Genomic DNA, 20,806 nt, shown 5'->3' with positions numbered 1-20,806 from the left:
GGGTCTATCGATCAGATGAACGATGGCGACCGGCGTTGGACCCCGGTTCGCGCGCGGCCGTTGCGCGGACGCGCGGGTAGCAGAGGGCGGCCTATCCTGCATCTGAACGATAGGCGCGCCGCAGCGGTACGGTAGACTCGGACCCAAGCCAGGCCCCGTCAGGGGGCCGGCATCCTACCCAACGACAATCAAAACAATGGGGGTAGCATGGATCAGTCAGCCGTCGTTTCCTGCAGCGTGCCCAGTGCGGTGGTCGCTCGCTTCAGCCAGGTCGTCCTGGCGCTGCAGGCCCGCCTGCGTGGCGGGGCCATCACCGAGTTCCATGCCCAGGCGCTGGAGCAGCTGCAGCGCCTGGTCGCCTTCGACAAGGCCTGGTGGGGCAACTCCGCCTGGCGCGACGGCGTCCCCGTGGCGCACAGCACCTTCCTGTTGGGGCTGCCCGGCAGCTATACCCAGGAATGGGATGCCCTCAAGGCCGAGGACCACGCCCTCGGCGACCTGCATCAGGAGCAGGGCCGCTGTCAGCTGTTCGATTGCCGGGACCAGACGGCCGCGCCGGCCCTGGCCGCCCTGGGGCAGCGGTATGGCCTGGCCCATGGGCTGCGCATCGTGCTCACCGACGACCAGACCCGCCTGGGCGTGCACCTCACGCTGTTCCGCGAGGATCCCGCCACGCCTTTCACCGCGCTGGAATGCCAACTGGTGGAATGGCTGATGCCACACCTGCTGCATGCCGAGCGCGAGAGCTGCCTGCGCACCCTGGCGACCCTGAGAGACAGCCAGGGCAGCTTCGACGAAACGGCCCTGGCGGTGTGTGATCGCTATGGCGTGCTGCTGTCCATGGAGCCCGGCTTCGCCGCCCTGCTGGCGGGGGAGTGGGAGGGCTGGCAGGGTAATCGCCTGCCGCCCGCCTGCGATCCTCAGGGCACCTACCAGGGCCGCACCCTGCAGCTCGATGCCCAGCCGCTGGGCGATCTGCTGCTGCTCAAGGCGCGTCGGCGCAGTTCGGCGGAACGCCTCAGCGCCCGAGAACTGGAAGTGGCCCAGTGCTTCGCCCTGGGCCAGACCTACAAGGAAGTCGCCCGCAACCTGGGCATGGCGCCGGCCACGGTCCGCCATCACCTGAGGCGCATCTACGAGAAGCTCGGCGTCAACCGCAAGGCGCAGATCGCCCAACAGGTCGCCGCCGCACCGGACTGACCGCCCCCTGATCCCTACGCCAAGACTGGGCGCCGCTCGTGCCCGGTGAGGCCTCGCTCGCCCGCTCGAATGTCCTGAGGAATCCTGCCATGCCGTCTCTGCCCGGAATGCTGACTCGCGCCGCCGTCCTGTCGCTCGCCGCGCTGGCCACCACCACCCACGCCACCGAAAAGGGCATGCCGACCACCGCGGCCGGGGTGCAGGACTTCGGCGCCGGCTTCATGCCGCCGTCGACGCCCTTCGGTACGGTCGGCCTGCGCTTCAGCGACTACCAGGCACGGGTGATCAAGGACAGCCATGGCAAGGACGATGGCAACGATTTCAACATCAACGTCCTGGCCATCGGCCTGGCCTATCTACGCATGACCGACCAGCAGCTGTTCGGTGCGCGCTACGGCTTCGGCGCGGTCTCGGTGTTCTTTCGCATGGACGCCGATCTCGGCATCAACGCCGGCGGCCAGCGCGTGTTCAGCGACAGCGCCGAGCTGTTCCGCCCGGCGGATCTGCAGCTGATTCCGCTGATCCTCGCCTGGGAGCCGGCGCCCGGCGTCGGCATCAACACCCAGCTGTCGATCCAGGCGCCGACCGGCGACTACGATAGGGATCGCCTGGTCAGCCCCGGGACCAACCACTGGACGGTCTCGCCGATCCTCAACGCCAGCTACATCAGCCCGAGCGGACTGGAGCTGTCGTCCAGCTTCCAGGTCGACCTCAATGCGCGCAACGCCGCCACCGACTATCGCAGCGGGGTGGAGTATCGCCACGAATTCGCCGTCGGCCAGCATTTCGGCCCCTGGACCGCGGGCCTGGGCGGCTACTACTACCGCCAGCTCAGCGACGACGACGCCCCCGGCCTGACCCGCGGCAACCGTGCCCGGACGCTGGCACTGGGGCCGGCGCTCAGCTTCTTCGAGCCCACCTCGGGGCTACCGGCCATCTGGCTGCACGCCTACAAGGAATTCGAGGCGCGCAACCGGGCAGAGGGCTATACCGTGGCGCTGAAGCTCGGCGCCAGCTTCTAGACCGCACCCATCATCTCGCGCACCCGCGCCGCCAGGACATCGACGGCGAAGGGCTTGGTGAGGATCTCCATGCCGGGATCCAGATGGCCATTGCCGATGGCAGCGTTCTCGGCATAGCCGGTGATGAACAGCGTCTTGAGTCCGGGGCGTGACTGGCGCCCCGCATCGGCCATCTGCCGCCCGTTCATGCCGCCGGGCAGGCCGACGTCGGTGATCAACAGGTCGAGGTGCACGTCCGATTGCAGGATCTTCAGACCCGTCAGACTGTCGGCCGCTTCGAGCACCGCGTAGCCGAGGTCTTCGAGAATATCCATGACCAGCATCCGCACCGTCGGCTCGTCGTCGACGATCAGCACCGTTTCGCCCTGGCTGGTACCGGCCACGTCCAGGCGGGTGGCCAGCCCTTCGGCGGCCGGTGCTTCGCCCAGGTAGCGCGGCAGGTAGATGCACAGGGTGGTGCCCTGGCCGACCTCGGAGTAGAGCCGCACCTGGCCGCCTGACTGGCGAGCGAAGCCATAGATCATCGACAGGCCCAGGCCGGTGCCCTGGCCGATGGGCTTGGTGGTGAAGAAGGGTTCGAACACCCGGGCGGCGACCTCGGGCGGTATGCCCACCCCGGTATCGGTCACGCACAGCGACAGGTACTGGCCTTCCGGCAGGTCCTGGGCGCGGGCGATTTCACGATCCATCCAGCGATTGGCGGTTTCGATGGTGATGCGACCGCCCTTGGGCATCGCGTCGCGGGCATTGATGCAGAGATTGAGCAGTGAATTTTCCAGCTGGCTGGGGTCCACCAGGGCGGGCCAGAGGCCGGCGGCGCCGACGGTTTCCACTTGGATGCCAGGGCCGACGGTGCGCTGGATGAGTTCGGTGAGGCCATCGATCAGCTGGTTGACGTCCACTGGCCGCGGCGCCAGGGTCTGGCGCCGGGAGAAGGCCAGCAGTCGGTGGGTGAGAGCGGCGGCGCGCTTGGCGGCGCCCTGGGCGGCCACCAGGTAGCGATCGAGTTCGCGCAGCCGCCCCTGGGCGATGCGCGTCTCCATCAACTCCAAGGCACCGGAGATGCCGGCCAGCAGGTTGTTGAAGTCGTGGGCGAGGCCGCCGGTCAACTGGCCGACCGCCTCCATCTTCTGCGACTGGCGCAGCTTTTCCTCGGCCTGCATCAACTCGGCCGAGCGTTCGGCGACCCGGATCTCCAGGGTCTCGTTGAGGGTCCGCAGGGCGGCCAGGGCCTTGTCCCGCTCGGCTTCGATGGCTCGCCGCTCCTCGACGTCGATGAGCACCCCGGGAAAGTGCAGCGGGGTGCCGTCGGCGGCGTGATCGACCCGGCCATTGGCCTCGATCCAGTAGTAGCGGCCATCGCCGCGCCGTACCCGGTACTGGTGGGCGAAGGGACCGCCCTGGGCGATCACGACGTCGATGGCGTGGGCGAGACCGTCCTTGTCGTCGGGATGGACGTTGGTCACCACCTGGGCCAGGCTCAGACCTTCGCGACCCAGGCGCGGATCGAGGCCGAAGACCGTGGCGAAGGCTTCGTCCACGGTGAATCGGTCGGTGGGCAGGTCCCAGTGCCAGGTGCCGATGATGGCGCCGGCGGACAGTGCCAGCTGCACCCGCTCGATGTTTTCCCGCGCCAGCGCCTCGCTGATGCGCAGCCGTTCCTCGGCGTTGCGCCGCTCGGTCACGTCGCTGAAGAGGATGGCGATCTGGCGTTCGTCGGGATCGCCCACCCGCACGGCGCGGACATCGAACCAGCGCTCGAAGGTGTTGGCGTAGTTCTCGAAGGTCGCCGGCTCGCCGGTCTTGGCCACGTGGCCGTAGGTATCGAACCAGAACCGTTCCAGGTTGGGGGCGAATTCGGTCACCCACTTGCCGCGCAGGTTGACCCCGGCCTGGCGTTCGAAGGCCGGGTTGGCCTCCAGGAAGCGGTAGTCGATGGGCTTGTCGTCGGCGTCGAACTTGACCTGGACGATGGCGAAGGCCGAGCCGATGGTCTCGATGATGGCGCGAAAGCGTTCCTCGCTCTTGCGCAGGGCGGTTTCGGCGGTCTGCAGTTGGCTCATGTCCAGCATGGCGCCGATCATCCGCGTCGGGCGGCCGTAGCTGTCGCGGATCACCCGGCCGCGGTCGAACACCAGGGCGTAGGAGCCGTCGGCCCGCAGGAAGCGGTACTCGTCGGTCCAGACCACGCCGTCGCCGTCGATCACCCCGTGGATGGAGGCATCGATCCGTGCGCGGTCGTCCGGGTGGATCTGGCCGAGCCACCAGCTGCCAGTGGGTTCCACGGTTTCCGGCAGGTGACCATAGGCCGTGGTCAGGGCTTCGTTCCATAGGACCTGGCCACTGTTGAAGTCCCAATCCCAGATGGCGTCGTTGGTGGCTTCGGCCACCAGGCGATAGCGCTCCTGGGTTTCCTTGAGCGCCAGGCCCGCCAGGTGTTCGACGGTGCGATCGCGCAGGATCTTGACGAAGCCCAGGGGCTCCCCGTCTTCGTCGGTGAGGGCCATCATCTCCCCCGAGGCCCAGAAGCGCTGGCCGTCCTGGCGCAGGTGCCAGCGCTCGTCCAGGGCGCTGCCGTCCTTCAGGGCCTTGGCCATCTCGTATTCGGCGCGATGGTTGGCGCGGTCTTCGGGGGTGAAGAAACGCGAGGCTTGCTCGCCGATCATCTCCTGAGCGCTCCAGCCCATGACCTGCTCGGCACCCGGATTCCAATCGGTGATGCGCCCCTGACGGTCGCTGACCACGATGGCGAATTGGGTAGTGCTTTCCAGCACCGCGCGACTACGAGCCTTGCTGGAGCGGGGCGCGGCAGGCTGCAGGGCGGCACGCAGGCGCAGAACTTCGGCTTCGAGCTCTGCGCGGGTCAGCGTGGCCAGGGGTACCTCACTCATCTTGCTGGAAATCCTCGGCGAAAGCGGTCACGGGAGGGTTGGACCGCGAAAAACGCCAGAGTGTGGCGGGCGCGCTTCGGGCAGAAAAGCCTCTGCCGCTGATCGGCAAGCCGACTGGATGAGAGGACGCTCCAGCGCGAGAAAAGCACTGCGCCTTAGAGCGAGACGGCGACCTGGTCCAGTCGCCTGGCCTAGAGCAGGGCAAGCGAGGCGGGCAGGGCAGCGAAACCGGCACGTCCGAGCGACGGCCAGGCCTGCAAGGCGCCCGCAGGTTCGCTGGATGAACGGTCCGCGCCTGGAACCCGGTCGTCGCCCGCGCTCTCTACGGTTGCACGAGACGGACCCGGCAAGGGTTCGCCGCTTTCCCTTCGATCGCTCAAGGAGCACCACCGCATGGCCCAGGAATCCTCAGCCGCACCGGGCGCACTCAAACGCGCCATCACCCTGCCCATGCTGTTGTTCTTCATCCTGGGCGACGTTCTGGGCGCGGGCGTCTATGCCCTGGCGGGCACCATCGCCGGCCGGGTCGGCGGCGCCATCTGGGCACCCTTACTGATTGCCCTGCTGTTCGCCCTGCTGACCGCGGCCTCCTATGCCGAGCTGGTCACCAAGTACCCCAAGGCCGGTGGGGCGGCGGTGTTCGCCGAACGGGCCTTCGGGCGGCCCTGGCTATCCTTCCTGGTAGGCTTCTCGATGCTGGCCGCCGGGGTCACCAGCGCCGCGGGATTGGCCGTGGCCTTTACCGGTGGCTATCTGCAGGCGCTGGTGCCCTGGCCCGCCAGCTGGGTCTGCCTGGGCTTTCTGCTGTTGATAGGCCTGCTCAATGCGCGCGGCATCAAGGAGTCGCTGTCGGTCAATCTGGTGATGACCCTGATCGAGCTGTCAGGTCTGGTGATCGTCGTCGCGGCGGCGGCCTGGTTCGTCGCCCAGGGGCAGGGCGAGCCGGCGCGGCTACTGGAAGTGGATGCGCCCTCGGCCACCGTGGCCATTCTCAGTGCTTCGCTATTGGCCTTCTACTCCTTCGTCGGCTTCGAGACCTCGGCCAACCTGGCGGAAGAGGTACGGGACGTCAGCCGGGTCTATCCGCGGGCGTTGTTTGGCGCTCTGGTCATCGCCGGTATCGTCTACATGCTGGTAGGCGCCGGCGCCGCCCTGGTGCTGCCGGTGGCGCAGCTCAAGGCCTCGGGTGCGCCGCTGATGGACGTCCTCGGCGCCTCGGGCCTGGGCGTGCCGACCCGAGTGTTCGCCGTCATCGCGCTCATCGCGGTGGCCAATGGCGCGCTCCTGACCATGATCATGGCCAGCCGTCTGGCCTACGGCATGGCTCGTCAAGGCCTGCTGCCCGCGGTGCTCGGCCGGGTGCTGCCACGGCGGCAGACTCCCGGCATCGCCATCCTCGCCACCACCGCGGTGGCCATCGCCCTGACCTTCACCAGCACCCTGGATGTGCTGGCCGAAACCGTGGTGCTGCTGCTCCTGGTGGTGTTCATCAGCACCAACCTGGCGGTGCTGGTGCTCAAGCGCGACCGGGTCGAGCATCCGCATTTCCGCGTTCACTGGATCTTCCCGGTGCTGGCCCTGGCCTCCTGCGCGCTGCTGATCGCCCAGCAGGGCGCGGCGACCTGGTGGCGCGCCGGGCTGATGCTGCTGGTGGGCGTGGCGCTCTATGGGCTGACGCGGCTGGCCGGCGCGCGCCGGGTAACGGCCTAGGCGCCCACCAGGGCATAGAGGGTCTGCATGTCGGCCGGCTTGGTCAGGTGATGATCGAAGCCGGCCGCCAGGGCCTCGGCCTTGTCCTGGGCCTGGCCCCAGCCGGTCATGGCGATCAGCTTGACGGCCTGACCGGCCGGCGTCTCGCGGATCGCCCGCGCCAGTTGATGACCGGTCAGGCCCGGCATGCCGATATCCGAGATGACGATCTCGGGGCCGTAGCTCTGGAACAGGGTCAGGGCCTGCTGGCCATCGTAGGCGACACGCACCTCGTGGCCGTCCAGCTCAAGGAGTTCGGCGATGGTGTCGGCGATGTCGGAGTTGTCGTCTGCGACCAGGATCCGGCGGGTGGCGGGCGCCGCCGAGGTGGCCGCCACGGCCTCCTGCTCTGTGGCCGGGGGCGCCACCGTCAGCGGCAGGTTCACGGTGAAGCGGCTGCCCTGGCCCAGGCCGGCGCTGGTGGCGGCGATGTCGCCGCCCTGCAGCCGTGCCAGCTCGCGGGAAAGGGCCAGGCCGATACCCAGGCCAGGCGAACGCTCCGCCAGGCGTGGATCGATCTGGCCGAACATCTGGAACAGATCGCTCAGGCGTTCTGGGGCGATACCGATGCCGTTGTCGGCAATCTCCACCCGTACCTCTTCGTCACCCGTGGAGACGGCGAGCACGATCCGACCGCCCTCCGGGGTGTAGCGGGCGGCATTGCCCAGCAGGTTGACGAAGATCTGCTCCAGGCGCAGCGGGTCGGCGTACAGCCAGAGCGGCGCCTCGGGCAGGTGCAGGTCGAAGCGCTGGCGCTTGTCCTGCATCGGCGCCAGGGTCGCATCGGCCGCTGCCTCGAGTACCGACTGCAGGGTGACGAAGGTGTTGTGCAGGGTGATGCGGCCGAAGGTGATGCGCGAGATATCCAGCAGGTCGTTGAGCAGGGCGCCCATGCGCTCCACCTGCCGCTCGATGGTCTGGCAACTGCGCTGTTGCTGTTCGGGCGACGCCTGCGGCGCGGCGATCAGTGCCGCCGCGTGGCGAATGGGCGCCAGGGGATTGCGCAGTTCATGGGCCAGCACGGCGAGGAATTCGTCCTTTTGCCGATCGTTGTCGCGCAGCTGCTGCTCCTGGCGCTTGCGTTCGCTGATGTCCAGAAACCACACCGCGACGTTGCCGTCGAAGGGCGTGGCGCCGATCTGCAGCCAGCAACTGGCGCCCTGGGCATCCGGGCCCTGCAATTCGACGGACCAGGCGACTTCCTCGGCCTGGTGGTCCGCGCAGAGCTGCAGGATGCGGGTGCTGGCCCAGGGCAGGCGGGCGTTGGCGTCACGGCTGTCGAGACCCAGGGTGGTGGTCCCAATGGGGTTGAGATAGTCCCAGGCGAAAGTGCCTTCGGCAGCGGGTACGGCGATGCCAAAGGACACCTGCGAGCTTTCCAGCGCCACCCGCAGGCGGCGTTGCGACCGCAGGGCAGCCTCCTGGATACGGGCACGATCGATCACCAGCACCGCCTTGGACGCGCACAGGTCGGCCAGGCGCTGCTCGCGCGGCGTGGGCTCGCGTGCCTCCGGCAGGTGCACGGTGAGGGCGCCCAGGGTGCCGTGCAGGGTGCTGCGCAGCGGCACGGCATGTACGGCTGCGAAACCCAGGCGGCAGCCGATGGCGGCCAGGGCGGAGAGTTCGGGTGCTTTTGCCAGGTCGGGCACCAGCACCCGTTCACCCTGCTCGATGGCGGCTGCACAGACACTCTCCGCGGGAGCCAGGGCGGTCAGGCGTGCCTGGTCCTCGGCCGAGAAACCGGCGGTGACATAGAGCCGTGGCGGCTGGCCGTCTTCCACCAAGGACACGCAGCCCAGGGGCGTTTGATGAAAGCGACAGAGGACGTCGAGAATCTCCTGCAGCTGCTGTGGCAGTGAAGGCAGTTGCAGCAGGCGATGATTGAGCCGTTGCAGGATTTCCAGGTCGGCGACCTGCAACTGCAGCTGCGCCTGGCTCAGTTGCAGGCCGCGCAGGTAGTCGTCGCGCTCCTCTTCGATCAGCCGCCGGGCTTCGGCGGCGGCCAGCAGCGCTTCGCCCACCTGGCGGATCTCCAGCACGTCGCTGTCGGGCAATACCGGCGGCAGGCGCCTGCCCAGGGCCTGAGCGGCCTCCTGCAGGGCCTGCACCGGACGGCTGATGCGCCGTGACAGCAGCAGGGCTACCGTCCAGGCAAAGGCTACCGACAGCACCAGGCCGCCGCCATAGAGGGCGAAGGAGCGATTGGCGGCCGCGGCCACCTCTTCGGTGGGGATCGCCGTGGTCACCGTCCAGCCGGAATCGGGCAGGCGCACGAAGGCCGTATAGACGTCGTGGCCTTCCCGGGTACGCGAAGTGCCGACGCCTTCTTCGCCCGGCTGCGCCAGGATCTCCGCCAGACCTGGCAGGGCCGGCTCGCCCAGGCTTTCCTCGTGCCGGCTGGTACGAGCGATGCGCCGGCCATGGCGATCGAATACCGAACCCACCCAGTCCTTGGGCAGGGCGCGGGTCAGGCGCGCCGCGCGGATGCTCTCCGGCGTCATCACCGCGGTCAGCACGAAATTCAGTCGACCCTCGCGCAGCACCGGGACCCGGATCGGAAAGGCCAGAAGGCCGGCGGGACCGCGGCCGAGTTGCCCGATCACTGGCCGGCGTTGGGCGAGTACCTCGGCAAAGCTGTCCGGTTCGGCGAGAGGACCGCCAACGGGCCGGTTGACGCTCGATATCCGCCGGACGACCTGGCCGTCCGGCGTGGCGAGCAGCACCGTTCGCCAACCTGGCACCAGCGGCAGGATGCGCCCGACCAGGGTTTCGAAATCGCTCAGGTCGCCCGTCCGCAACAGGGGCGACTCGGCCAGCGCCTGGAGAATGGTCACAGAGCGGCGCAATTCGCTTTCGATGGTGGTCGCGGCTTGGCGACTGGACTCCAGTGCCCGCTGTTCGGCTTCGTGCTGCTGGTGTTGCACAAGCAGCCAGAGTCCCAGGCCGGCTACCAGCGCCAGGGGCACGATTCCGGCGAAGGCGATGGCCAGCAGGCGATTGCGCAAGGGGACCAGACGCGCAGGGCGAAGCTTCGTCGGCGGCATGGGGATTTCGATTGAGGAAAAGTCTCATTCTAGCCTGACTGTGCATGGCATTTTGCCAGGGCGGCGGTTGCTCGTCAGGTTGACACATTCCCCTGGAGCCCGCGTCAGCTCTAGCCTGCAGCTCGTGGGGGGTACGCCGTTGATCGCCGATGGGTGGCTATTCAGCCAGTAACGGTAGCGCCGACCAGAAGGGGTGAATACGCCTTTCCTGCCTGGAGTTGCGCCATGCGTACCCTGAAATTGTCGGCCCGTTCGGCCGTGTGTTTTGCCGCCGTTACCCTGTTGCTGCTGGTACTGGCGGTTACTTCGGCCGTGGGCTTGAATTCCCTGTACCAGGCCGAACAGGATGTCGAGACCAACTGGATGGCCAGCATCGCGCAAACGGCGAAGATGGATAGCCTGGTACTCAGGTTGCGTCTGGAAACCCTGCGCATGGTGGCCTCGGAAGACGAGCAGATGAAGCAGACCGCCGCGGCGACCATCACCCAGGCACGCGGCCAGCTGCAGAAGGAAGTGGCGGCTTATCAGGCCCTGGTCGCTTCGCCCGAGGAGCAGCGGTTGGCCGATGCCGTGTCCGCCGGCGTCAAGGCCTACGACGCACGTCTCGACGAGATCGTTGCCATCGCCCGGACGCGTCCGGCCAGCGAAGGGACCGCCTACGTCAATGCCAATATCCGTCCGCTGACCAACGACCTGCAGGAGAAGATCGTCGCCCTGGGTGACTTCAACCAACGCGGCGCCAAGCAGGCGGGCGAGCTGGCCAACCAGACCTATAGCCGTAACCTCTGGCTGCTCGGGATCATCTCCGCCGTGGCCGTGGTGCTTACCGTGGTGCTGGCCGTGCTCTACACCCGCAGCATCCTGCAGCCGCTGCGCCAGGTGCTGGCCATCAACAAGCGCATTGCCGAAGGCGATCTGCGGGTCGCGGCCCAGGCAACCGGTCGAGACGAGATGGCCGACCTGATGCGCGCCACGGTGCAGATGCAGCAGACCCTGCGCGACACCGTCAGCCACATTGGCGAGGCCTCGACCCAACTGGCGTCCGCCGCCGAAGAGATGAATGCCGTGACCGACGAGGCCAGCCGTGGCCTGCAGCGCCAGAATGGCGAGGTGGAGCAGGCTGCCGCGGCGGTCAACGAGATGACCGCCGCCGTCGAGGAGGTGGCACGCAACGCCGCCTCGGCCTCTACCTCGGCGCAGCAATCCGAGCGTTCCACCGGCCTGGGCGCGGCCCGCGTCACCGAGACCGTCAACGCCATCCATTCGCTGACCAGCACCGTGTCCCACACCAGCGAGCAGATCGTCGCTCTGGCCGGTCAGGCGCAAGGCATCGCCACCGTGGTCGATGTGATCCGCGGCATCGCCGAGCAGACCAACCTGCTGGCGCTGAACGCCGCTATCGAAGCCGCCCGAGCCGGTGAACAGGGCCGCGGCTTCGCCGTGGTCGCCGACGAGGTGCGCGCCCTGGCCCATAGAACCCAGGAATCCACCCGCGAGATCGAGCAGATGATCGGCGGCATCCAGAGCGGTTCGGAAGGCGCCGTGCAGGCCATGCAACGCAGCCGCGACGAGGCCACCGCCACCCTGAAGATCGCCAACGAAGCCGGCGCCGCCCTGGAGGAGATCGCCCGCTCCATCACCGAGATCAACGAGCGCAACTTCCTTATCGCCACGGCTTCGGAAGAGCAGGCCCAGGTCGCCCGGTCGGTGGACCAGAATCTGGTCAGCATCCGCGATCTGTCGATGCAGACCTCGGCCGGTGCCCACCAGACCGCAGCGGCCGCCCATGAGGTCTCGCGCCTGGCGGTGGATATGAATCGCCTGGTTGGCCGCTTCTCGGTCTGATCGCAGACTTAGCCGCTTGCTTGAAAGGCCTCGCTGGTGTCTACCGCTGGCGGGGCTTTTTCGTGTCCAGGCGGTTGTCCTTGGGACGTGCGGGAACCCGACCGGGGTCCGGGACGGTCTGTCCTACTATCACGAGCGGAGAGATGCCATGTACCTCGTCCAGTTGCTGCTACCCCTCAACGACAATGACGGCCAGCGCCTGCCAGGGGCGCTGTTTCAGGAGGTGCGCCAGGTGTTGGTCGAGCGCTTCGGCGGCCTGACTGCCTTCAGCCGCGCCCCGGTCGAAGGTCTGTGCCAGGACGAGGCCGACCGGGTCGAGGACGATGAGTTGCTGGTCTACGAAGTGATGACCGAGACCCTGGATCGGGCCTGGTGGGACGGCTATCGCCGCCAGCTGGAAACGGCCTTCCGCCAGCGCGAAATCCTGATTCGCGCCCAGCCCACGGAACGACTCTAGGCCTCGGCCAGTACGACCCGCGCACGTCCAGCCCGCTTGGCCTGGTAGAGGGCGGCGTCCGCCCGACGGATCAGCTCATGGACGTTGAGCGTGCCATCGGCGCAGTGGGCGATGCCGATGGATGAGGTGGTACTCAGGGTGACGCCCTGGATGTGCCAGGGTTCCTGCAGGGCGCGGCACAGGCGCTCGGCCATGGCCAGGGCGGCAGTGGGCGTGGTATCGCACAGGTAGACGATGAATTCGTCACCGCCGATACGGCCGAGCAGATCCTCCCGCCGCAGGCAGGCGCTGACCCGGGCGACGAAGGCCACCAGGAGCAGATCGCCGAACTCGTGGCCGAATTCGTCGTTGATGGCCTTGAAGCGGTCGAGATCCAGGTAGAAGAGGGCACAGGGGCCGCTGGCGTCGCTGGCTCTGTGGCGTGCGATCTGGTCGAGAATGCTGCGCCGATTGGCGACCCCGGTCAGGGCATCCAGATAGGCCAGGGACTTGTAGCGACTCTCGCTTTCCTGCAAGGCGGTCTCCGCCAATTTGCGCTCGGTGACATTGCGGCTGACGATGGTCAGCAGCCGGCGTTCGCCTCGTGCGTCGAAGTGCGGGGTCTTGACCACTTCCCAGGTATTGATACGTCCATCCGGACCCATGAAGGACTTTTCGACCAGCGTAGGCGCGGCGTTCTGCCAAGCGAGTTCGTCGGTCTGGATGTTGTAGACGAACGCCTCGGCAAAGGCGGGAAAGCGTTCGATCAATTCGGCATCGGTGACGCCGACGTAGTCGAAGCCGACCATGGCATAGGCTTCGAGCACGATACGGTTGACGAACAGCCAACGCCCCTGGCCGTCCTTGGCGACGATGAACTCCTGGATCGAGTCGAGGAGGGCGCGAAGATCGACAGCGGAATCGACAGGGGACATGGGCAGGGCCTGGAAGTCGAACGAATTATCGGGTTATCGGCCTGGCGCGGCGGGAACTGAGGTCTGTCGTCCGGTCACCTGTCGCCGTGTTGTCGGGGAGAGGAGACAGGTAAGGCGATAGGGGCGTTCGCCGACGAATGGCAGACCGGGCAGGCGCAGGCGTTTGACGGCTTCAAGCGAGACGGCTAGCCCGTATGCCCGAGCCGCTCGGAACCAAGCTGTGGCCTGCAGGCCGAATAGGGTATTCATCAGCTGCCAGATGTGCCCTCTATGCAGACCACTACAAGAGCCGTGACCGGCCAGCACCCTGGGGCGACTCCCGTCGCCTTGGAACCCGCCAAGACGCTCTATCGCGAACTGCTGGTGGAGAATCCCAGCGGTGGTGCGCGGGAGCGGGCGCGGCACTATCTCGATGACCAGCTGCAGGCCGTGAGTGCCCTGCAGGCCGACCTCCCAGCGGATCCCCAGGGGCTGGAGGCCTGGGTGCTGGAGAACAACGCCCGGGTCGGCGCCCAGTACCAGGACTATCTGGCCGCTCGCAAAGCCGGCGCACCGCGGCGCTATTTCGGCAGCAAGGCCCATGCGCTGTACTTCCTGCGTGGCGTGGCGCCCACCAAGCTGGTGGATGGTGCCTGGCTCTATGGCACGCTCGCCCACTGGGACGACTTGCGCTATCGCGCGGCTATCCAGATCTACCTGGAGGAACTGGGTGACGGTCAGCCCGACAAGAATCATGTGGTGCTCTATCGCAAGCTGCTGGCCAGCCATGGCTGTGAAGATTTCTCGCAGTTGAGCGACGATCACTATGTCCAGGGCGCCATCCAGTTGGCTCTGGCCTATAACGCCGATCACTACCTGCCCGAGGTGCTGGGTTTCAACCTTGGTTACGAGCAGCTGCCGCTGCACCTGCTGATCACCTCCTACGAGCTCAACGAACTGGGTATCGATCCCTATTACTTCACCTTGCATGTGACCGTCGACAATGCCGGCACCGGTCATGCGCGCAAGGCGCTGCAAGCCGTGCATGACGCCATGCCCGCCGAAGGCCGCGCTGCTTTCTACCAGCGCGTGGTGCAGGGCTACCTGCTCAATGAACTGGGCGCCAGCACCACCTCGGTGATCGGCGGCTTCGAGCTGGAGCAGGCGGTGATCGAGGTACTGGCGGAAAAGAGCACCGTTGGCCGCTATGTGCATTCGGACTATTGCCGCATCGGTGGCCGTAGCGTCAGCGACTGGTTGACCGATCCCGCGCAGATTCCCGAATTCCTCCAGGTGATGCAGGAGCAGGGCTGGATCAAGCGTCATGAAGACCCGACCAACAGTCGCTTCTGGCGCCTGATCCAGGGTGAGCGCGCCGAGATGTTCGGCGTCTTCACCGCCTACGAGCAGCAGCTGATTCACGACTGGATCGCCGGTGACTTCGTGCACAGCGGCGCCCGGCACCAGGCGGCCACCGAGCGGGTGTCCGTCTTGCCGCGCCGCGAGGTGAGCTTTCGCGCTCGCCAGCGTCAGCAGGAGCGTCTGTGTCCAGCGCTGGAAGCCGAGCAGGGCACGGCGGCCAATGCGAGCAAGGCCCAGGCGAGCGACTTCGATAGTGATGAAGTCGCCCTGGAGCAGCGTCTGGCTAGCCAGCCCAGCCGCGCGGCCGCCATGGCATTACTGGTGGAGCAGCTGTCACCGGCGCGCCACCACAGCCGTGCCGGTCTGCTGGCGACACGACTGTTCGCCTCCCTGTTGGGCTGATCCCTATTCAAGGACCCGCAAGGGTCCTTTTCATTTCGACTGTCATTGAAGGAACCACCCGTGACGGCCATGGAACATCCTGAACGCATCGCGACCAGCCCTGACGCGGTCGCTGCCCTGAAACTGCTGATCGAGACGCTGCGTGCAGCGGACTATCACTTCATCACGCCCACCCCGGCCTCTCACGCGCGGGTCAATGTCCGGCCAGGCAACGCCTGGGCGCGGGATCTGCAGGGCATCTTCGGCTGGAGCCGGCCGTTTTCCCCCGAGCTGCTGCCCGGCTCTCTAATCGACACCCTGGCGGCAGCCGAGCTGCTGACCGCGGTGCCGGGCGGCTGGCGCAGTCGGGTGCGGGTATCGAGCCTGGGTGACCAGCTGTTCGTGCATTCCGCCTATCCCACCGAGGACGCCGATGCGGTGTTCTTCGGACCCGACACCTATCGCTATGCCAATGCCCTGGAAGCCCAGTTGCGCTTCGAGACCGCCGACATCCGCCGCGCCGTGGACATCGGCAGCGGGGCCGGTCCCGGCGCCATCCTGGTCGCCCTGGCGCGGCCCGATGCCGAGGTGCTGGCGGTGGACATCAACGAGCGCGCCCTGGCGCTGACCCGGGTCAATGCCGAGCTGGCCGGTGCCGACAATGTCAGCGCGTGCTACAGCAACCTGCTGAACGATGTGGCGGGCGACTTCGATTTCATCCTGTCCAATCCCCCTTATCTGGTCGATCCCGGCGAGCGCGCCTATCGCCATGGTGGCGGTCCCCTCGGGGCTGGCCTGTCGCTGGCCATCCTGGACACGGCGCTGCAGCGCCTGGCGCCGGGCGGCACCCTGCTGCTCTATACCGGCGTTGCCATGGTCGAGGGCCGTGATCCCTTCCTCGAAGAAGTCCGCACCCGCCTGGACGGCCAGGACGTGGCCTGGCGCTATCGCGAGCTGGATCCGGATGTCTTCGGTGAAGAGCTGGAGACAGGGGTCTATGCCCATACCGATCGCATCGCCGCGGTCGTGCTGACGGTGACGCGGCCGCACTGAGGGTGCACGGCAGCGGCTACACTGGCGGGTGCCTCTATCGCCCGCCCGTGTCCCGGAGTCCGCCATGCAACTGCTGCTGAACCAGACCTCACCCTACGCCCGCGCCGCGCGCGTCACCGCCCTCGAAGCTGGCTTCGGCGAGCGTCTTGAGCTGGTGTGGAGCGATCCCTGGAACGACGATCCGACCTTGCTGGCCGCCCATCCCGGCAACAAGGTCCCGGTACTGATCACCGACGAGGGCATCGCCCTCAGCGAGACCCTGCTGATCTGCCTCCATCTGCATCTGTTGGCCGGCGGCAGTCCGCTTTCCGCCAAGCGCCTGCAACTGGCCGGTCTGGGCCAGGGCCTGATCGACGCGGCCTTTGGCACGGTGATCGCCCGTAAGCATGGCGGTGCGGCCCAGGATGAGTCGGTGCTGGGCGCCCGCCGGCTGGCGGCCATCGACCGGCTGCTGGTGCGCTTGGACGAGGCTTCCACACTGGATGCAGAGGACCTCGATTTCAGCCACTACCTGGTGGCGGTCGGCCTCGACTACCTGAGCTTTCGGCTGCCGGAAATCGGCTGGTCCGCGCACTCGCAGCTGGTGGCCTTTCACCAGCGGCTCCTGGCGCGTCCCAGCTTTGCCGCGACGGCTTTCCAGTAAGGCAAAAAAGCCCCACGCGGCGGCCCCCGCCGACCGCGTGGTAAAGCCCTAGAGCTCGATCAGGATCTTCAGCTGGGTCCCGGCCTTGTCCAGCAAGGCTTCGAAGCCCTGTTCCACTACGTCGTCCAGCGCGATGTGGCGGGTCACGACCTTCTCGGCCGGTAGCTGGCCGCTGGCGATCAGGGCTGCCACCTGGGGCCACATCAGCGTGGAGTAGCACCAGGAGCCGCGCAGGTCGATGTCCTTGTAGGTCAGGGTGAAGCCATCCAGCGCCGGTGGCTTGCCCTGCATCCCCACCTGGACCACCACGCCCTGGCGCCGCACGGCTTCCAGGCACAGTCCCAGTGGCGCCTCGGCACCCACGCATTCGAAGGCCACATCCACCCCCACGCCCCCGGCGGTGCGGGCACGCACCTCGCGCAGCACATCGGTGCTGCCGGGATTCAGGGTGATGAGCCCCTCCACCAGGCGGTGGGCCATCTCCAGGCGGTTGTCGTTGAGGTCCACCAGGAAGATCCGGGTGGCCCCGGCCGCGCGGGCGGCCATGACCTGCAGCTGGCCGATGGGCCCGGCGCCGGCCACCAGCACGCTGTCGCCGGGCTTCACGCCGCCCCGGTGGGTGGCATAGACGGTCACCGCCGTGGGCTCGATCAGCGCCGCATGCTCGGTGCTGAGGTCGTCCGGCATGGGGATGGCGTTGTAGTCCTCCACCAGGGAGTACTCGGCCATGCCGCCCCAGGGATGGGACAGGCCGATGATGGCCAACTGTTCGCTGAGCTGGTACTGGCCGCGGCGGCCGTAGTAATCGTCGCGTGGCGACACCATCGGCTGGATGGAGACCCGGTCACCGGGCTTCACCGACGTCACCTGGCTGCCCACGGCCTCCACCACGCCGGAATACTCGTGGCCAAGGATCTGCGGCACCTTACCGCCAGTGTAGCTGTGCGGCGCGGTGGGAATGAAGATGGGACCGCCAAGGTACTCGTGCAGATCGGTACCGCAGATCCCGCAGAACTGGTTTTTCACCAGGACCTGGGTAGGGCCCGGCTCGCCGGGAGCCGGGACGTCTTCCACCCGGATGTCGCGGGCGGCATGGAAACGGGCTGCTTTCATCGTGAGGCTCCTCTAGCGTTCGCAGCGGGGCAGAAAGGCCTGGATCAGGGCATTGACCCGGTCCGCGGCCTCCATCTGCACCATATGGCCCTGGCCCTCCAGGATCTCGACCTGAACGGTTTCCGGCAGGCCTTGGGCATGCTGGACCGGAATGATGGCGTCAACCTTGCCCCAGATCACCAGGGCGGGCAGATCCCCTTCGAGTACCTGGCGCAGCACCTGGGCCTGCTGGCCATTGGGGAAGAGCGTGCCGGCCAGTCGATTCAGGGCCTGGTCCACCCCTTCCAGGCGCTTGTACTTGAGCAGGTCCTCCAGCAGTGGCCGGGTGACCAGGCCGGGATCACTGAACAGCAGGCTGACCGGTCCCTTGAGCTGGTTGCGACTGGTGGCGGCGACGAAGCCTTCCAGGTAGGCGCCATTGATGTCCTGGCCCAGCCCGGCGCTGCCGATCAGGACCAGGCCGGCAACCCGTTGTGGCGCGGTCTGCGCCAGCTGCAAGGCCACGGCGCCGCCCATGGAGTGGCCGACGAGCACGGCGCGGGGGATGTCCAGATGGTCGAGCAGGGCCAGCACCGCAGCGCCTAGCTCGGCAAGGTCCCCGGTGGCCAGGCCCTTGCCGGACTGACCATGGCCCGGCAGGTCCAGGGCGATCACCCGGCGCCCGGCGGCCAGCGCCTCGTGGTTGAACAGCCAGTTGTCCAGATCGCCGGAAAAGCCGTGGATCAGCACCAGCGGCAGGCCGCCTTCACCGCGCTCCAGATAGCGCAGCGGCCGGCCGTCGAGTTCGATGCGCTGGGCCTGGGGACCGGCATCGGCGGCGTCTTCGCCACCGGGCACGAACTCCTCCTGGAAGCGCGCGATCACCGCCTCGATCTCTTCGTCGCTGGCCTCGCCTTCCACCACGATGGCCAGCAGGGCGCCTACCGCAAGGGTCTCGTCCTCGCGGGCCAGGCAGCGGCGCAGGATGCCGGAGAAGGGCGCCTCGACGCTGCTGCTGATCTTGTCGGTCTCGACGTCGAGCACCTCGTCGCCCTTGGTGATGCTGTCGCCTTCGGTCTTGAGCCAGGCGTTGACCCGGCCTTCGCTCATGGACAGGCCCCACTTGGGCATGGTCAGGGTATGGATCTGGCTCATGCGGCCTGCCTCCCTTGGGTGATCTTCAGCACGGCGCGCTCGATCTTGGCCGCGTCGGGGATGTAGAGGTCTTCCAGGGCATCGGAAAAGGGCACCGGGGTATGCGGCGCGGTCACCAGCTGCACCGGGGCGCGCAGGTCGTCGAAGGCGTGCTCGGCAAGCAGGGCGGCGATGTCGGTGGCCACCGAGCAGCGCGGATTGGCCTCGTCGATGACCACCGCGCGGCCGGTCTTCTCGACGCTTTCCAGGATGCTGTCGCGATCCAGCGGGCTGGTGGTGCGCAGGTCCAGCACCTCGCAGGACACGCCCTGGCGCGCCAGGTTGGCGGCGGCCTCCATGGCCAGGTGCACCATGCGGCCATAGGTGATGAGGCTGACGTCGTCGCCCTCACGCAAGAAGCTGGCCTCGCCGAAGGGGATGGCGTAGGACTCCTCGGGCACCTCGCCCTGCATCCCGTAGAGCAGCTTGTGCTCGCAGAAGATCACCGGGTCGTTGTCGCGGATGGCCTGGATCAGCAGGCCCTTGGCATCGTAGGGGGTGGCCGGGCAGACCACCTTTAGCCCGGGGATATGGGTCCACCAGGAGGTCAGCATCTGCGAATGCTGGGCAGCGGCGCGGAGACCCGCGCCGACCATGGTGCGCAGCACCAGCGGGGTGACCGCCTTGCCGCCGAACATGTAGCGGAATTTGGCCGCCTGGTTGAGGATCTGGTCCAGGCAGCAGCCGGCGAAGTCGACGAACATCAGTTCGCACACCGGGCGGGTGCCGCGGGCGGCGGCGCCCACCGCGGCGCCGACGTAGCCGAGCTCCGACAGCGGGGTGTCCAGCACCCGCCCGGGAAACTTGTGGTAGAGGCCCTTGGTGACCCCGAGCACGCCGCCCCAGGCGTCCTGCTCGCCGGGCGCTCCGGCGCCCCCGGCGTTGTCTTCGCCCATGAGGAAGACGGTGGGATCGCGGCGCATCTCCTGTTCCAGGGCTTCGTTGATGGCTTGCTGGTAGCTGATCTTTCTGGCCATGGTGGCGCTCCTTGTTGTTTTCCGATCAGGCGTAGGTGACGTAGACGTCGGTGAGCAGGTCTTCCGGGCCGGGCTTGGGATCGGCCTTGGCCTTGCGCACGGCGTCTTCGATGAGCTGTTCCACCTCCTGGTCGATGCTGTCGAGCAGGGCGGGCTGGAGTTGGCCGGAGCGCGTCACCCGCTCGCGGAACTGCATCAGGCAGTCGCGCTGCTCCCGGGCCTGCTTGACCTCGTTGGGGTCGCGATAGGTCTGGGCATCACCTTCGAAGTGGCCGAAGTAGCGGGTGAACTTCACCTCGATCAGCGAGGGGCCTTCGCCGGCCCGGGCGCGGGCCACGGCGGCCGCGGCGGCTTCATGGACGGCGAAGAAGTCGAAGCCGTCCACCGTCACCCCGGGCATGCCGAAGCCGGCGGCGCGATCGGCGATGTGGTCGCAGGCCACCGACCAGTTGGCGGCGGTGGCCTCGGCGTAGCCGTTGTTCTCGGCGACGAAGATGCACGGCAGATTCCACACCGAAGCCAGGTTCATCGCCTCGAACACCGCACCCTCGTTGGAGCCGCCGTCGCCGAAGAAGGCCACGGCAACGGCGTCGCTGCCCTTGAGCTTGGCCGCCAGGGCGGCGCCGGCGGCCAGGGGCGCGCCAGCCCCGACGATGCCGTTGGCACCGAGCATGCCCTTTTCCAGGTCGGCGATGTGCATGGAGCCGCCCTTGCCCTGGCAGACCCCGGTCTTCTTGCCGTAGATCTCGGCCATCATGCCGTAGACGTCCACGCCCTTGGCGATGCAGTGGCCGTGGCCACGGTGAGTGGAGGCGATGCTGTCCTCGTGGCCCAGGTGGGCCATGACGCCGGCGGCCGAGGCCTCCTCGCCGGCATAGAGGTGGACGAAGCCGGGAATCTCGCCGGTGGCGAATTCCACGTGCAGCCGCTCTTCGAAGGCGCGGATGGTGCGCATCACCCGGTAGGCATGGCTCAGGTTTTCGACGCTGGGGTTCTCGCTCAT

15 protein-coding genes are annotated in these 20,806 nt (G+C 67.4%); 8 read left to right on the top strand and 7 right to left on the bottom strand.

Annotated elements, in window-relative coordinates; all coding sequences use genetic code 11:
- Positions 1 to 207: 207 nt before the first annotated feature.
- Together FEZ61_RS05665 and FEZ61_RS05660 are read left to right on the top strand one after the other, a co-directional pair.
- Positions 208 to 1,200: a helix-turn-helix transcriptional regulator gene (locus FEZ61_RS05665; protein WP_173147660.1), complete on the top strand. Its 993-nt coding sequence runs from the start codon at positions 208 to 210 to the stop codon at positions 1,198 to 1,200.
- A 107-nt stretch (positions 1,201 to 1,307) separates the two neighbouring features.
- A complete protein-coding gene (locus FEZ61_RS05660) occupies positions 1,308 to 2,222 on the top strand; it encodes a transporter (RefSeq protein ID WP_173148101.1) in 915 nt (304 codons plus the stop codon).
- On the opposite strand, the gene FEZ61_RS05655 is transcribed toward FEZ61_RS05660, so the two are convergent.
- Positions 2,219 to 5,113 (bottom strand): PAS domain S-box protein, encoded by a 2,895-nt coding sequence (locus tag FEZ61_RS05655; protein ID WP_173147658.1) that lies wholly within the window; start codon positions 5,111 to 5,113, stop codon positions 2,219 to 2,221. The genes FEZ61_RS05660 and FEZ61_RS05655 overlap by 4 nt on opposite strands.
- A 393-nt stretch (positions 5,114 to 5,506) precedes the next feature.
- Between FEZ61_RS05655 and FEZ61_RS05650 the strand changes: the two genes are divergently transcribed.
- Positions 5,507 to 6,823: an APC family permease gene (locus FEZ61_RS05650; protein WP_093251623.1), complete on the top strand. Its 1,317-nt coding sequence runs from the start codon at positions 5,507 to 5,509 to the stop codon at positions 6,821 to 6,823.
- Here the strand turns inward: FEZ61_RS05650 and FEZ61_RS05645 are convergent.
- Positions 6,820 to 9,906 (bottom strand): ATP-binding protein, encoded by a 3,087-nt coding sequence (locus FEZ61_RS05645; RefSeq protein ID WP_093251620.1) that lies wholly within the window; start codon positions 9,904 to 9,906, stop codon positions 6,820 to 6,822. The genes FEZ61_RS05650 and FEZ61_RS05645 overlap by 4 nt on opposite strands.
- 225 nt (positions 9,907 to 10,131) lie before the next feature.
- Here FEZ61_RS05645 and FEZ61_RS05640 point away from each other — a divergent pair, with 225 nt between their 5' ends.
- Positions 10,132 to 11,751, top strand: coding sequence for a methyl-accepting chemotaxis protein (locus FEZ61_RS05640; protein WP_093251617.1), 1,620 nt, complete (start codon positions 10,132 to 10,134; stop codon positions 11,749 to 11,751).
- 148 nt (positions 11,752 to 11,899) lie between these two features.
- Positions 11,900 to 12,208 carry a hypothetical protein gene (locus FEZ61_RS05635; protein ID WP_017641205.1) on the top strand — a complete coding sequence of 103 codons (309 nt, stop codon included), beginning with the start codon at positions 11,900 to 11,902 and terminating at the stop codon, positions 12,206 to 12,208.
- Here FEZ61_RS05635 and FEZ61_RS05630 read toward each other — a convergent pair.
- Complete coding sequence (locus FEZ61_RS05630) at positions 12,205 to 13,122, bottom strand: GGDEF domain-containing protein (RefSeq protein ID WP_017641204.1); 918 nt, start codon at positions 13,120 to 13,122, stop codon at positions 12,205 to 12,207. The genes FEZ61_RS05635 and FEZ61_RS05630 overlap by 4 nt on opposite strands.
- A 270-nt stretch (positions 13,123 to 13,392) precedes the next feature.
- Here FEZ61_RS05630 and FEZ61_RS05625 point away from each other — a divergent pair, with 270 nt between their 5' ends.
- From FEZ61_RS05625 to FEZ61_RS05615, 3 genes are all read left to right on the top strand, one after another.
- Positions 13,393 to 14,865: an iron-containing redox enzyme family protein gene (locus FEZ61_RS05625; RefSeq protein WP_173147656.1), complete on the top strand. Its 1,473-nt coding sequence runs from the start codon at positions 13,393 to 13,395 to the stop codon at positions 14,863 to 14,865.
- Positions 14,866 to 14,934: 69 nt separating this feature from the next.
- Entirely contained in the window at positions 14,935 to 15,897 is a 963-nt protein-coding gene (locus FEZ61_RS05620; RefSeq protein WP_173148099.1) for a class I SAM-dependent methyltransferase, read from the top strand.
- A gap of 64 nt (positions 15,898 to 15,961) precedes the next feature.
- A complete protein-coding gene (locus FEZ61_RS05615) occupies positions 15,962 to 16,540 on the top strand; it encodes a glutathione S-transferase N-terminal domain-containing protein (RefSeq protein ID WP_017641201.1) in 579 nt (192 codons plus the stop codon).
- A gap of 48 nt (positions 16,541 to 16,588) precedes the next feature.
- Here FEZ61_RS05615 and FEZ61_RS05610 read toward each other — a convergent pair whose 3' ends face one another.
- Genes FEZ61_RS05610 through FEZ61_RS05595 form a run of 4 tightly spaced genes read right to left on the bottom strand, consistent with a single transcriptional unit; the run spans position 16,589 to position 20,806 of the window.
- Positions 16,589 to 17,653: a 2,3-butanediol dehydrogenase gene (locus FEZ61_RS05610; RefSeq protein ID WP_173147654.1), complete on the bottom strand. Its 1,065-nt coding sequence runs from the start codon at positions 17,651 to 17,653 to the stop codon at positions 16,589 to 16,591.
- Positions 17,654 to 17,665: 12 nt separating this feature from the next.
- Positions 17,666 to 18,787 (bottom strand): acetoin dehydrogenase dihydrolipoyllysine-residue acetyltransferase subunit, encoded by a 1,122-nt coding sequence (locus FEZ61_RS05605; RefSeq protein WP_173147652.1) that lies wholly within the window; start codon positions 18,785 to 18,787, stop codon positions 17,666 to 17,668.
- Complete coding sequence (locus FEZ61_RS05600; RefSeq protein WP_017641198.1) at positions 18,784 to 19,803, bottom strand: alpha-ketoacid dehydrogenase subunit beta; 1,020 nt, start codon at positions 19,801 to 19,803, stop codon at positions 18,784 to 18,786. Before FEZ61_RS05600 ends, FEZ61_RS05605 begins: the two co-directional genes overlap by 4 nt.
- A gap of 25 nt (positions 19,804 to 19,828) precedes the next feature.
- The gene (locus FEZ61_RS05595) at positions 19,829 to 20,806 is read right to left on the bottom strand and encodes a thiamine pyrophosphate-dependent dehydrogenase E1 component subunit alpha (RefSeq protein ID WP_017641197.1); all 978 of its coding nucleotides are present in this window, start codon (positions 20,804 to 20,806) and stop codon (positions 19,829 to 19,831) included.

Origin of the sequence: Pseudomonas sp. MS15a(2019), assembly GCF_013277805.1 — a bacterium.
Taxonomy (GTDB): Bacteria; Pseudomonadota; Gammaproteobacteria; order Pseudomonadales; family Pseudomonadaceae; genus Chryseomonas; species Chryseomonas benzopyrenica.
Note: the sequence above shows the minus strand (reverse complement) of the source record. Positions and strands in the feature narration are given on the sequence as shown.

Coding starts and splice junctions, on each gene's coding strand:
- FEZ61_RS05665 (WP_173147660.1), top strand. CDS start 208: ATGGATCAGTCAGCCGTCGTTTCCTGCAGCGTGCCCAGTGCGGTGGTC.
- FEZ61_RS05660 (WP_173148101.1), top strand. CDS start 1,308: ATGCTGACTCGCGCCGCCGTCCTGTCGCTCGCCGCGCTGGCCACCACC.
- FEZ61_RS05655 (WP_173147658.1), bottom strand. CDS start 5,113: ATGAGTGAGGTACCCCTGGCCACGCTGACCCGCGCAGAGCTCGAAGCC.
- FEZ61_RS05650 (WP_093251623.1), top strand. CDS start 5,507: ATGGCCCAGGAATCCTCAGCCGCACCGGGCGCACTCAAACGCGCCATC.
- FEZ61_RS05645 (WP_093251620.1), bottom strand. CDS start 9,906: ATGCCGCCGACGAAGCTTCGCCCTGCGCGTCTGGTCCCCTTGCGCAAT.
- FEZ61_RS05640 (WP_093251617.1), top strand. CDS start 10,132: ATGCGTACCCTGAAATTGTCGGCCCGTTCGGCCGTGTGTTTTGCCGCC.
- FEZ61_RS05635 (WP_017641205.1), top strand. CDS start 11,900: ATGTACCTCGTCCAGTTGCTGCTACCCCTCAACGACAATGACGGCCAG.
- FEZ61_RS05630 (WP_017641204.1), bottom strand. CDS start 13,122: ATGTCCCCTGTCGATTCCGCTGTCGATCTTCGCGCCCTCCTCGACTCG.
- FEZ61_RS05625 (WP_173147656.1), top strand. CDS start 13,393: ATGCAGACCACTACAAGAGCCGTGACCGGCCAGCACCCTGGGGCGACT.
- FEZ61_RS05620 (WP_173148099.1), top strand. CDS start 14,935: ATGGAACATCCTGAACGCATCGCGACCAGCCCTGACGCGGTCGCTGCC.
- FEZ61_RS05615 (WP_017641201.1), top strand. CDS start 15,962: ATGCAACTGCTGCTGAACCAGACCTCACCCTACGCCCGCGCCGCGCGC.
- FEZ61_RS05610 (WP_173147654.1), bottom strand. CDS start 17,653: ATGAAAGCAGCCCGTTTCCATGCCGCCCGCGACATCCGGGTGGAAGAC.
- FEZ61_RS05605 (WP_173147652.1), bottom strand. CDS start 18,787: ATGAGCCAGATCCATACCCTGACCATGCCCAAGTGGGGCCTGTCCATG.
- FEZ61_RS05600 (WP_017641198.1), bottom strand. CDS start 19,803: ATGGCCAGAAAGATCAGCTACCAGCAAGCCATCAACGAAGCCCTGGAA.
- FEZ61_RS05595 (WP_017641197.1), bottom strand. CDS start 20,806: ATGAGCGAGAACCCCAGCGTCGAAAACCTGAGCCATGCCTACCGGGTG.